Here is a 12,231-nt window from a genome sequence, read left to right on the forward strand (position 1 = left end):
AGTGTGTATAAGAGACGGCTCATGGACTGAATGGGGCTCAAGCTCAAAGACCGAAGTCATCAGCGAACCGGCCTGAGTTAAACCAGATTCACATTCGCAACAAAGCCCTGCAAGTCATTGACCTGCAGGGCTTTTCTTTAGGCTACAGCCAACACGTCCTGCACTGCAAGCGCATCTTGTTTGCCAAGTTCAGCGGTTTCCGCAATCCATGCAGCGCGCTCGTCCTCACCCGCCAGATAAGTTGGCGAGAACATCTTGAAGCTGTGCTCCTCAAACCCAATGAAGTCCAGAATCTGACGTCCCATCACCTTGTCATGCGCACACTCATAAAGCTCTTCATAGTAATGCGCGGCTGTATCACTGGTGATGATCACACGGGCGCTGCGACCTTTTAACAGTTTGGCAGGCAGCTCTTCCCCTTCCACAATCTGGAAGGCAACACCCGGCAGAAGGGCCCGGTCCAGCAGCCCCTTCATAGGCCCCGGCATACCGCCCCACCACAGCGGATAAATTGGCGTCCAATGACTGCACCATTTCAGGTTCTCCTGAAAAGCAGCCACATCCGGTTCCAACGCCTGATCTCCTTTGAAATCACCTGAGAACAGCGCACTCTCAAAGCTCATAGTGCTCAGGTTCATCACACGAACCTCCGCCCCCGATTGACGTGCAGCTTCGGCATATGTTTCAGCCAGCGCATGCCCAAGACGGTCCTCTCCGAGATGACCGCTAAACACAAAAATTCTGTTTGTCATGGAAACTCCATTTATTTGACTGCGGTCAATTTATTTTCAAAATATGACTGGAGTCAATTTATTTTTTTGACCATAGTCATATTATTCAGATTGAGGGAACCATGCTTCAGGGCAAACAAAAACGAGCACAGGAAACCCGCCAGCGCATTTTGGTGGCGGCAACGAGCCTGTTCAATGAAGGCAATTTCAATGCGGTCAGCACAGAGAGCATTGCCGAGCAAGCCAACGTTTCCAAAGGCACGCTCTTCGCTCACTTCGGCGACAAGCTGGGACTGTTTGCTGAGATCGGCCTGAAGGAGCTGAAAGCCTGCGTGGATAGTCTTCACAAGGCAGCAGAAAGCAGCCCCCTCAACGGGCGGGATGTATTGAATCAATCTCTCATGGGAATCCTGGAATACTTTGAAAAACAACCAGAATTCCTGCGCATCTTCATCGACGTTGCTGGTTGGGAAAAAGGCACCAGAGCAGAAAACTTCATAAATGTCGCGATCAGCATTGATGCGCTCTTTCAAGCAAGTGTTGAGAAGGGGCAGCAGGACAAATCTATTCGAGCAATTGATCCAAAACTCGGTGCAGTCTCCGTCCGCGCTTTCATGATCCACGTCGCAATTGGCCGTGTCTGCGGCGAATACAAAGACACGCAACAGCAGCACACCGAAGTTCAAAAGCTGCTCTCACTGGTGCTTTAGGCGGCGCTATACTCCATAGATATCAAACGCAGTCTTCGGCGCTTTGCCACCTGTCAGCTTGGTCAACACATAAGGCCGCGTGCCTTTCAGGTGGCGTGCCGTTTCAAACTCCAACGCTTCAATCACACCCTCTCGCGGGTGCTTGTGCATGATTTCATCCACGCTGGACTTGGCAAGACGGCGATGCCCTGCCCCAAACAGATCACACATTGCCCCTCGGTTCACCAGATACGCCTCACCCCCATGCGCCCGCGCTGACACATAGGCATTCAGATGCAGCGCAATCGCGTCGCCCACCCTATGCACCGTATCAGCATCATGCCCACAACTGGAGAGATGATTGCACGCCACCTCCGCCCCGGAGATAGCAAAGCAGCACTCATGCACATGGGTCTCACGATTGTTGATCAGCCCACTGTCGTGCAAAATGGCCGCTGAGAACAAGAGCTCCCGATCAAACGGCACACCTGCATACTCCCCCAGCAGCACGCCAAACAGATAGGTCCGCCAGCTGTGATGCAGCAATCTCGCATCATGCGTCTCAACAGCAAAATCAAGGCTATCGCGCACCAATCCCGTCTCAACAGGCAGCAGTGCTTCCAGCTCAGAAGAAACCGGCGCTAACAAGCCCAACCGGTCTTTCACGCTGTCACCCAGCTCAACCAACTGCGTGCGCACCAGATTGCCAACCAGTGTAAGATGTTCCAGAGGCGTCAACCGCCCCTTGCTGTACGCCCCGTCGTGATGCCCCCAATTCAGGCTACCCATCACGCGCTCAGAGGCTCTGCAATCCTTTGCTGTCACAGACATAACTCGCTCTTCCAAAAACAAAAATAATTATGTACCGTATCGCATCAATATTTAGAGCTCAATATTTTTATGCGAAGCAGTACACAAATGAGTCCATCACGCCCACGCGGACGCCCGCGCCTTTTTGACAAAGACGAAGCGCTGACCACAATTCAGCGGATTTTCTGGAAAAACGGCTACTCAGCAACCAGTCTGGATCAGATCTCCGCAGAGACCAAAATCAACCGCCCAAGCCTTTACGCCACCTTCGGCTCAAAGAAGGACATCTACATCAAGTGCCTGGAGCACTTTGCCGAAATGATGGGCAAACGCACCGAAGCGGCCATCCTGTCCGAGACAGAGATCTCACGCGGGCTGGAAAAAGTTTTCATGCAGGCCATGGAGATCTACCGGCCCAAAGCAAAGAGTGACGGTGGCCCGATGGGCTGCTTCGTCACCTGCACAGCCCCATCCGAAGCAGGTGCAGATGAAGAGATCAAAGAAGTCCTGAAAATGGTCCTCGACCGGATCGACCAGACCATGTGCGAAACCGTTGAGGCGGCGATCAAAGACCGGAAAGTCCAGCCAAAACAAACCGCTGAAATCACCGGCCACCTACTGGGCTGCCTGCTGAACGGCCTCTCCCTTCGCGCCCGATCCGGCACCTCGCGAGACGAACTGGAACTCACGGCAAAGGCAGGCATCGAGCAAATTCTTGCATGACATCTGCATGCAATCAAAGCAAATCACGCCGCACATCAGCAAACAAAGAGAGCACCGGTCTTCTATACCGATGCTCTCACTTCAACTCACCCAAACCAATTCAGGTCATGGCACCTTGCGCCACAAGGGCCTGATCAATAGCAGCCTTGAACCGGCTCGCCACCTTCGCAAATCCATCAGACGTGCCATGGATCTCATCCACCCAGTCCGTCAGGTTTGGCATGGCCCCTCGGCAGTCAACCACGATAACATTGGCATCGCTCGCCGCCAGACCATCAAGCATAGCATAGAGCTCATCCAACATTGCGCTGATGATCTTACGGCCAAGCACACTTGGAATATTGCGATCAGACAGTGGTTCACCCAGCCACTCATCATTAGCGGCGTGCAGCGGATTGCGTGTATCCCCCTCCCATTTGTATGGGAACACATAATCGTAGCCATGCACGAAGACGGGCATTTCCTGCAGTTCGGCAACACCACGAATGTCGCTGATCACCCGCTCATAAGCCCCCTTGAGGAAAGCAAGCTTCTCATCAAACACCACACGATCGATGTGCCCCTCCACATCAGTGATATCGCCGTTAAAGTCCTTCAGAACGTCAAAGAGCACTGCAACGCCCGTATCCGGATCTTCGCCAATGACATCATTTCCGGCAGCAGAGAACAGGAACCCGGACACCTGATCTTTGTAATCACGCAGCGCAGAGAGATACTCACGCCGCCGTGCCCGGTTCGCGCCATACACCATGTTCTGCGCCGTATCCCCGGCAGCGTCTAGCGAGTAAATGTTGAAGTGTGCGCTGAGATGATCAATGACGTCATCAATCAGGATTGGAAACTGGAACCAGCTGTCTCCCTCAGAAATCAGCATTGGCCGCTCCGGATGATCCCTGAGCGCATCCTTGAACCGCCAGTACCGGCGGATGCGAGAGGCCCAGTTGCCGATCTGAAGAGCATTCTCAAACTCCTGATCAGCCTCAGTCATCTGCACCATCTCAGACTTTATCCTGAACTGTATGTCAAACGCACCGGAGTGCTCAACCACATCACAGTATTTCAGAAGTTGTTCCTCCGGGACACTTGGATCTCGAGCAATTTTCAAAAACTCATCATATGTAATTTTCATAGTATTCCCCCTCCTAGATTTACAGATAAACTTTACACAAGAGGTGATATTATGGTTAAGCTTGCCATATGCAAATAACAATTTAAAGGTACTTTTTATGGCCCTCAAATTACATAACTTAAACAATGTATTACTTGAAAAAGCGAATCATAGATTGCAAAGCCGTCTGGGGGATTTAAACAAGACACGCAGTGCAATTCTTGCAGGCACACAAGCGGAGATAGATAGCCGGGAACGCTTGAATCTCTATCAGAAACGGCAGGCCACGCTCGCCTTGTCAGAAGGCTGTGCCATCTCTGCACAGCCCTCAATCTTTGAGGATGACGTGCAGGATCTCTCAAGACTGGGCAAGGAAGCTTTGATCGGCACGCGCAACGACCTCCTCCCAATCGAGTTCTTTGAATACGGCCTATATGCCGCGCGCTCAGTTGGCAGAATTGAGCATGTTGAAGGACTTAGGTTCGGCACCGGCTTTCTCGTCGGGCACGGTCTCATCATGACGAACCATCATGTTTTGCCCAATGAGCACGAAGCACGCCAGCACTTCTTTGAGCTGGGAGCAGAAGCAAACCGCATTGGCAAGCAAACGCCTTCAAAAATCTGCTCCATTGAACCAGACCGTTTTTTCTGGGCCAACGAAGAACTGGACATCGCCATCGCGGCCGTCGTGGACGAAGATCCAAACTTCATTCCACTGGACCATTATGGCTGGCACGCCCTCATCCGCCAGCAAGGCAAAATCAAGAAGGGAGATCCGATTAATATCATTCAGCATCCCCTTGGACGCAACAAAGCCGTGGTCGTCCATAACAACCACCTTCTGCATATTGAAAATGGAACTGATGCACACATGTTTTGCTGGTACTCCGGCGATACGCAAAAGGGAAGCTCAGGCTCCCCCGTCTTTAACAGCCGTTGGGAGGTTGTCGCCGTACACCATATGGCAATCCCGCAAACCAACACAGAAGGTGACATTCTGGGCAAGAACGGCCAGCCCATCAGCCGGGCAACCGCACGCAGACACCCGGACCAGATCGCCTACGCCGCAAACGAGGGCATCCGCACCTCTCGTATCGTAGATGCACTGGAAACCGCTCAGTTCACCAAAGCCCACCACGCCGACATCCGCGACTTCCTCTTAAAATCATGGAGCAGCCCCGGCGCCCAACGCAGAGGCCTGCGCGCCGCCGTAAGAAGCGCACAGGCCTTGTAACTCTGCAATATCATCTTGCAGCACACCACGTTAAGCTCCCAACCGTATCCAGATGCCTGGAAACTCGTAGGAGTTCGGACCGATCTGTGTCGCTGGCTTTGCGGAAGGGCTGGTCTGCGGTTTGAAGTTACCGGTGGTCGCAATTTCAAGAACATCACCTGTCGCCGGATCATAAATCATGGCCTTATCCGTATCCGTCAGATGACGCGTACCAGCAACCCAATGCATCGTATTGGTGCCCGCATACTGCACCAGAATAAGGTTTACTTGATTGGTCTGGAACGGAATATTGGTCACGGTGGACAGGCTCACAGTCTTGCCGAGCTTGTTCTGAATCAAGTCTTCCTCACGATTGAAGAGATAACCACCAGCCGCATTCAGAACTTTGAAGTTATTGAACAAGCCTTTGCCGAATGCAGTGTAATAAATAATATTCTTTGCCAGACCCGGGGCAAGAGTTTTCGCAACAGCAACCATACCCGAAGGGCTGTTCTCCAAATCAACCGTCCCATCATTTTCTTTATAAAGTGCAGTTGGATTTGGTGAGGCTGTAAGATCAAGTTCCAGATTTCCTGAAACTTTATAAGTCTGTGTCGTCACCACCTCAGCAATCTGCAAGCGATGATAAATCAAGTGACTCAGCCGCCATAAATTGATGCGCCCAGGATCGGTTGTGACATCATAGCCTTTGGTAAGATCAGCCGCATTGAGCGTATTTACGTCCGTCGCCTTAGGCATAAAGCCAAGTTGCGCAAGAGCCGCATTCACACAGTAAGCACCACAGGATTTCGGGGAGTGCTGGACGATACCAGCATAAAGATCAAAGTCTGCCATTTTGTTTTCCTTGTTGAGAGCAATGCTCTGCAAGGAAAGACGTGGCGAGGGGCAAACTGTGAAAACGGCAGACAGTAGACAAGAAAAAAGCCCCGCTGAAACAGCGAGGCTTTGAATTGAGAACTCTATCCAGATCAGTGATTGAGGATCTGGGAGAGGAACAGCTGAGTACGTTCATGCTGCGGATTGGTGAAGAATGGCTCTGGCTCATTCTGCTCAACAATCTGCCCCTGATCCATAAAGATCACGCGGTTTGCCACTTTACGGGCAAAGCCCATTTCGTGGGTCACACAAAGCATGGTCATACCCTCTTCCGCCAGACCGATCATCACGTCCAGAACTTCCTTGATCATCTCAGGGTCAAGTGCGGATGTCGGCTCATCAAACAGCATAACCTTCGGGTTCATGCACAGCGAACGGGCAATTGCCACACGCTGCTGCTGACCACCGGAAAGCTGACCTGGGTACTTGTTGGCCTGCTCAGGGATCTTCACGCGCTCAAGGTAATGCATCGCAACTTCTTCAGCCTGCTTCTTAGGCATCTTGCGAACCCAGATTGGAGCCAGCGTACAGTTCTCCAAAATGGTCAGATGCGGAAAAAGGTTGAAGTGCTGGAAGCACATACCGACTTCACGGCGGATCTCATCAATCTTCTTGAGATCAGAAGTCAGCTCAATACCGTCGACAACGATACGGCCCTTCTGATGCTCTTCAAGACGGTTGATACAGCGGATCATAGTGGACTTTCCAGAACCCGATGGACCACAGATCACGATACGCTCGCCGCGCATAACCTTCAGGTTAATGTCGCGCAGAACATGAAAGTCACCATACCATTTATTCATGCCGTTGATTTCGATAGCCACATCGGTATCCGAAATCTGCATTTTTGAGCGGTCCGCCTGAACATCAGCGAGATTTGCGTCACTCATTTTTATTTCTCCGAGTTTCTCTTGGCTTGCGCCAGGCGACTAGCGATGGCCGGTATGCAGTTTGCGTTCCAAATACATCGAATATCGGGACATTGCAAAGCAGAAGATAAAGAACATGAACGCGATAAACGCATAAAGTTCCACAAAAATACCATTCCAACGTTGGTCAGCGAGCGTTGGCGCAACCAATCCGAGAGGATCCATAAGGCCAATAATCAAAACCAGTGTGGTGTCTTTGAACAAGCCAATGAAGGTGTTCACGATACCTGGGATGGAAATTTTGAGCGCTTGCGGCAGAATAATCAGACGCATGCTCTGCCAATAACTCAGCCCCAATGCATCCGCTGCTTCATACTGCCCTTTTGGCAATGCAGCCAAACCACCGCGAATGACCTCTGCCATATAAGCACTGGCAAAGAAGGTCACCATGATGACAACACGCAGCACGATGTCGAAGTTCACGCCCTTTGGCAGGAAGTAGTTGAGCAGAACGTGCGCAACAAACAGCAAGGTGATCAACGGCACACCGCGAATGAACTCGATGAAGATAATCGCCAGAGACTTCACAATAGGCAGATTGGAACTGCGAGACAGCGCAAGAACGATACCGATCGGAAGCGAGAACGAAATACCGGAGACACCGATAATCATGGTCAGCAGCAAACCGCCCAGCTTGGTGGAGGAAACCGGCTCAAGACCAAAACCACCCCAAATCAGCCAGAACGCCACAAATGGGTATGCCATAGAAGCCATCAACGCTGTACTACGCTTTGGCATACCATCCCAAAGGGCGGGTACAAGAGCTAGGAACAGCAGCACGAAAGCCAAAATCGGACGCCAGTACAGCTCAGTTGGGTAAAAACCAAACAGGAACTGATGATAACGCTCACGAATAACGGCCCAACAAGCACCATTTTCTGTCAGTGCCCGGCATTCATCCAGAGAGTTCGCATTCCAGACTGAATCCACAAACGCCCAATTGACCACACCCGGCACGGTTGAATACACCACAAAAATTGAGAGCAGCGTCAAAATAGTGTTGAGCGGCGACGAGAACAGGTTTTCACGGATCCAGCCGACAGCACCAGTTGTACCCTGGGGAGGTGGCAGCTGAGGCTTTTCAGAGGTCGAGACAAAGGCGAAATTATTTTCACTCATGTTAGCGCCCCTTCAGCTTTACGGATTCATTGTAAAAATTCATGACTGCTGAAATAGATAGTGAAATCAGCAGATATGTTGCCATCAGAAGCAACATGCACTCCATCTCACGGCCTGTCTGGTTCAGTGTAATACCGCCCAGTGTGCCGGCCAGATCCGAATACCCTACTGCAATCGCCAGAGATGAATTTTTGGTGATGTTCAGGTAATTGGAGATCATTGGCGGAATAATGATGCGCAAAGACTGCGGCAGAACCACAAGGTTCATGGTCCGTTTTGGACGAAGGCCAAGAGCATAAGCAGCTTCTGTCTGTCCCTTACTGATCGCCATGATACCAGCACGAACAATCTCCGCAACAAACGCAGCAGAGTAGATGGAAAGCGCAAACCACAGAGCAACTAGCGGAGCACCAACTTTGACACCACCGTTCAGGTTAAAGCGTCCGGCAACAGGGTAATCAAGGCCAATCGGCATACCAGAAGCGAAGTAAGCCAAAACGGCTGGTACAATCAAAATACCAAGCGTGATGTAGCCTACAGGCAGGATCTGACCAGTCGCTTCCTGACGCTGACGCGCCCAACGACGGAATACAAAAATGCCACCGATGGAAGCGAGCAAAACTGCAACAACAATCTGGTAGCCACCATCGAAGGTCAGTCCAGGAACATAGAAACCACGGTTTGTTGCATAAACCGCCCCTTCAATAACTGGTGCTTTAACAGCCTGCTTGGGAGTTGGAAACACATGAATGAAGACAGCGTACCATGCCAGAATCTGCAGCAGCAGCGGTACGTTACGAACACCTTCAATGTATACCGCCATCAAGCGGGAGACGACCCAGTTATTGGAGAGACGCAGAACACCGACGAAAACGCCAATGATTGTCGCAGTCAAACACGCTAGAAAGGAAACTAGCAGCGTGTTGAGCACACCCACAAGGGCTGCTTTCCAGTGCGCCGAAGCAGCACTATATTCCACTAGAGCTGGGATAATAGGATATCCCGATGGCTCAGATAGGAATCCAAAATTGAAATCTTTGCCAAGTGCTTCGAGGTTCTCGACAGCATTGCTGATGAGCATCATCACAACTGACAGGGTAACAACAAGCGCGATAATCTGGATCGAATAAGATCTGTATCGGGCATCTCGCCACAGTTGCGACAACTGGAAGCTATTATCGGCTGGTACGGTTGAAGCGCTCATAAGTAGCCCGCCTTATTTATTATGCTTAGAAAAAAGGGCGCTGTTATCCTGCAACAGCGCCCCTTTTGTCAGATCAAGGTCAGATCAACGGAACGGAGGTGCGTACTGCAGACCACCTTCGGTCCATGTCGCATTCAAACCACGAGCCAGATTAACTTTGGTCTGTGTGCCCAGGTGACGCTCGAACATTTCGCCGTAGTTACCAACGGATTTGATAGCTACGAGAGCGAAGTCGTTACCCAGACCAAGGGATGCACCCATTTCACCGGAAGCACCAAGCAGACGCTTAACTTCTGGATCTTTGGTGTTAGCGGCCATGTCGTCTGCATTTGCAGCGGTGATGCCTTTTTCTTCCGCAATCTTCATTGCATTCAGAACCCAACGGCCAATGTCTGCCCACTGATCGTCGCCATGACGGACGAGCGGACCCAGAGGCTCTTTGGAGATGATTTCAGGAAGAACGATATGATCGTCTGCGTTCTCGAATGTTGCACGGGAAGCAGCCAGACCGGAAGCATCAGTCGTGTACACGTCACAAGCGTCTGCAAGGTAGTTTGCACGACCTTCAGTGTTTGTCTCAATGGACAGCGGCTCGTAAGACATGCCTTCAGCTGAGAAGTAGTCAGACAGGTTCAGCTCTGTTGTTGTACCAGTCTGGATACAAACAGTTGCACCGTCCAGCTCTTTAGCAGAAGCAACACCAAGAGACTTCTTCACCATGAAGCCCTGACCATCGTAGTAGCTCACACCAAGGAAGGTGAACTTCAGGTCTGCATCACGGGAGAACGTCCAGGTGGTGTTACGGGACAGGATGTCCACTTCACCGGAAGCCAGCGCAGTAAAGCGGGTCTTACCAGTGGTTGGTGAGAAATCAACTGCATCCGGATCACCAAGAACAGCAGCAGCTACTGCACGGCAATAGTCAACGTCAAAGCCCTGCCATTTGCCGTTTTCGTCGGTGTAAGAAAAGCCTGCAAGACCAGTGGAAACCGCGCAGCGCAGCTTACCGCGCTCTTTCACGTCTTCGAGAGTGCCGGCAGATGCTGCAGACAGAGCAGTCGCTGCGAACGCTGCACCCAGCGCAACTGGAAGGATCATTTTTTTCATAGAATTGGAGCCTCTTTTTCTTGTCCAATTTTAAAATTCATCACCGGAAGTAGCAGGCTGTTCTCCTCCTCTAAGAAAAACACCCAGGACAGACATGTCAGCGCATGTCCTTAAAGCCCCCCTATTGGCTTCAACCACTCCTCGCTAAGCATTCGATGATATTTCTCTAAAAACGTCAAGAGGTTTTTATTAATAAGTTAGTCTACGAGGTGCTATTCATCAACGATTGCAAAGTTTCTATGCAATTTATATCTCAGCTGCACGCGCTTTAACCATTAATCAAAATTGCAAAATATAGTTCTTTATACACCAGCAAACAAATTAATCCAAACAATACTGAAATAGAGAGGAAATATTACTTAGACTACAAGCGCAATGAAAAAACTAACCTTAAAAACTGACCGCAAAATCTGAGCAATTTTCTTCAAAAGTACGTATTTCACACTAACCTTTACAATCCCACTGCACAAATAATACGCAATTTTACGAAAATCCCACAAGGAAGTCTATCTTCCCTATGGGCAAATAGCGTTCAGCTATACTCGTGTATTCAGATTGCATTTATTGCGGATAAATCGCCTAGAAATTCGGGTCCTTGCGTTTTTCCTTGTAGATAAGCCATAGATTTCGGAAATAAATGATCAATCCGAGGCCCTGTCCCGCAATAAAAACCGGATCCTTCTTGACGATAGCGTAAGTCAAAAGGAGCGATCCACCCCCTATTGAGAAGAACCAAAAAGCCACCGGGACAATCGATCGCCCCACCCGCTCAGAGGCAATCCATTGGATCATAAAGCGCATCATGAACATGAATTGCGCGACAAATCCCCAAAGAACCCAAAAATCCCATTGAGCGACGAAAACATCATAAAACCAGTCATACAAACCCGAGAACATCAATGGTCCTCCTTAGCAGGAGACACATCCGAATCTGTCACCATCACCACTTCAGGAATGACTTTTCGGCGTCGGCGCAACCACCACACACCAAACAGATCAAGAACTCCGACAAGCGCCCGGTCAAAGATCCCATATTTCGAGACACCGTGCTCACGCTCACGGTCAACCACATCCACGTGGACCACCTCATATCCTTCGCGGATCACAAGCGCCGGCAAAAACCGATGCCAGCTGTCAAAATACGGCAGCTTTAAAAACACATCACGCCGTAACAATTTGAGCCCGCATCCACTATCCCGCGTATTGTCTTTCAGGATTGCACCACGCAACTTGTTAGCCGCTTTGGAAGCGTAACGTTTGAAGAGGCTGGCTTTTCGCCCCAGTCTTTGCCCGGCAGCAAGACCAACACGCACACCACCCTTCTCCATCGCCTCAAGCATTTCACGATAATAGATCGGATTATTCTGCCCATCGCCATCGATCGTGGCAACATACGTGCCCCGCGCATGCAACAACCCTGTACGCACAGAACAACTCTGCCCTCCAGACCGTTTATGATGGATCAGCCGCAAAAAACCGTGCTCCAACGCATAGCGGCGCAAAACCTCAAGACTATCATCAGTAGAGCCATCATCAACCACAATGGCTTCAAACCTGTAGTCCTTCAAAGCTTCCGCAATTTCATCCAGCAATGGAGGAAGATTATCTCTCTCATTCTTGGCGGGGATAACGACGCTAACGTCAATCTCATTCACACCAGCATTCTTGGTCATTCCAGTTACCCCTACCCTGAGACGGAAC

At 50.5% G+C, this 12,231-nt stretch carries 13 protein-coding genes; 3 read left to right on the forward strand and 10 right to left on the reverse strand.

Annotation, left to right across the window (positions count from 1 at the left end):
- Positions 1-137: 137 nt before the first annotated feature.
- A complete protein-coding gene (locus PsAD46_RS19630; protein ID WP_063289162.1) occupies positions 138-752 on the reverse strand; it encodes an NAD(P)H-dependent oxidoreductase in 615 nt (204 codons plus the stop codon).
- A 101-nt stretch (positions 753-853) separates the two neighbouring features.
- Here PsAD46_RS19630 and PsAD46_RS19635 point away from each other — a divergent pair, with 101 nt between their 5' ends.
- On the forward strand, positions 854-1,441 hold the full coding sequence (locus tag PsAD46_RS19635; protein WP_057464415.1) for a TetR/AcrR family transcriptional regulator: 588 nt from the start codon (positions 854-856) through the stop codon (positions 1,439-1,441).
- Positions 1,442-1,447: 6 nt separating this feature from the next.
- On the opposite strand, the gene PsAD46_RS19640 is transcribed toward PsAD46_RS19635, so the two are convergent.
- A complete protein-coding gene (locus tag PsAD46_RS19640) occupies positions 1,448-2,251 on the reverse strand; it encodes an HD domain-containing protein (protein ID WP_063307674.1) in 804 nt (267 codons plus the stop codon).
- A gap of 87 nt (positions 2,252-2,338) precedes the next feature.
- On the opposite strand from PsAD46_RS19640, the gene PsAD46_RS19645 reads away from it, so the two are divergent.
- Positions 2,339-2,953 (forward strand): TetR/AcrR family transcriptional regulator, encoded by a 615-nt coding sequence (locus PsAD46_RS19645; RefSeq protein WP_084404485.1) that lies wholly within the window; start codon positions 2,339-2,341, stop codon positions 2,951-2,953.
- Positions 2,954-3,053: 100 nt separating this feature from the next.
- Here PsAD46_RS19645 and PsAD46_RS19650 read toward each other — a convergent pair whose 3' ends face one another.
- Positions 3,054-4,082: a hypothetical protein gene (locus tag PsAD46_RS19650; protein ID WP_063307675.1), complete on the reverse strand. Its 1,029-nt coding sequence runs from the start codon at positions 4,080-4,082 to the stop codon at positions 3,054-3,056.
- Positions 4,083-4,236: 154 nt separating this feature from the next.
- Here PsAD46_RS19650 and PsAD46_RS19655 point away from each other — a divergent pair, with 154 nt between their 5' ends.
- Positions 4,237-5,295 (forward strand): serine protease, encoded by a 1,059-nt coding sequence (locus PsAD46_RS19655; RefSeq protein WP_208981934.1) that lies wholly within the window; start codon positions 4,237-4,239, stop codon positions 5,293-5,295.
- A 30-nt stretch (positions 5,296-5,325) separates the two neighbouring features.
- Here PsAD46_RS19655 and PsAD46_RS19660 read toward each other — a convergent pair whose 3' ends face one another.
- From PsAD46_RS19660 to PsAD46_RS19690, 7 genes are all read right to left on the reverse strand, one after another.
- Positions 5,326-6,129, reverse strand: a complete 804-nt coding sequence (locus tag PsAD46_RS19660; RefSeq protein ID WP_063307676.1) for a hypothetical protein — start codon at positions 6,127-6,129, stop codon at positions 5,326-5,328.
- Between the two features lie 134 nt (positions 6,130-6,263).
- A complete protein-coding gene (locus tag PsAD46_RS19665) occupies positions 6,264-7,061 on the reverse strand; it encodes an amino acid ABC transporter ATP-binding protein (protein WP_063297469.1) in 798 nt (265 codons plus the stop codon).
- A 39-nt stretch (positions 7,062-7,100) separates the two neighbouring features.
- Entirely contained in the window at positions 7,101-8,219 is a 1,119-nt protein-coding gene (locus tag PsAD46_RS19670; RefSeq protein ID WP_063289167.1) for an amino acid ABC transporter permease, read from the reverse strand.
- Position 8,220: 1 nt separating this feature from the next.
- Complete coding sequence (locus tag PsAD46_RS19675; RefSeq protein WP_063298988.1) at positions 8,221-9,423, reverse strand: ABC transporter permease subunit; 1,203 nt, start codon at positions 9,421-9,423, stop codon at positions 8,221-8,223.
- A gap of 84 nt (positions 9,424-9,507) precedes the next feature.
- Entirely contained in the window at positions 9,508-10,530 is a 1,023-nt protein-coding gene (locus PsAD46_RS19680) for an amino acid ABC transporter substrate-binding protein (RefSeq protein WP_063292369.1), read from the reverse strand.
- Positions 10,531-11,109: 579 nt separating this feature from the next.
- Complete coding sequence (locus tag PsAD46_RS19685) at positions 11,110-11,427, reverse strand: lipid-A-disaccharide synthase N-terminal domain-containing protein (protein ID WP_063292368.1); 318 nt, start codon at positions 11,425-11,427, stop codon at positions 11,110-11,112.
- Positions 11,427-12,203, reverse strand: coding sequence for a glycosyltransferase family 2 protein (locus PsAD46_RS19690; protein ID WP_084404487.1), 777 nt, complete (start codon positions 12,201-12,203; stop codon positions 11,427-11,429). The genes PsAD46_RS19685 and PsAD46_RS19690 overlap by 1 nt, the downstream gene beginning before the upstream one ends.
- Positions 12,204-12,231 lie beyond the last annotated feature (28 nt).

It is taken from the genome of Pseudovibrio sp. Ad46 (assembly GCF_001623065.1).
Lineage (GTDB): Bacteria > Pseudomonadota > Alphaproteobacteria > Rhizobiales > Stappiaceae > Pseudovibrio.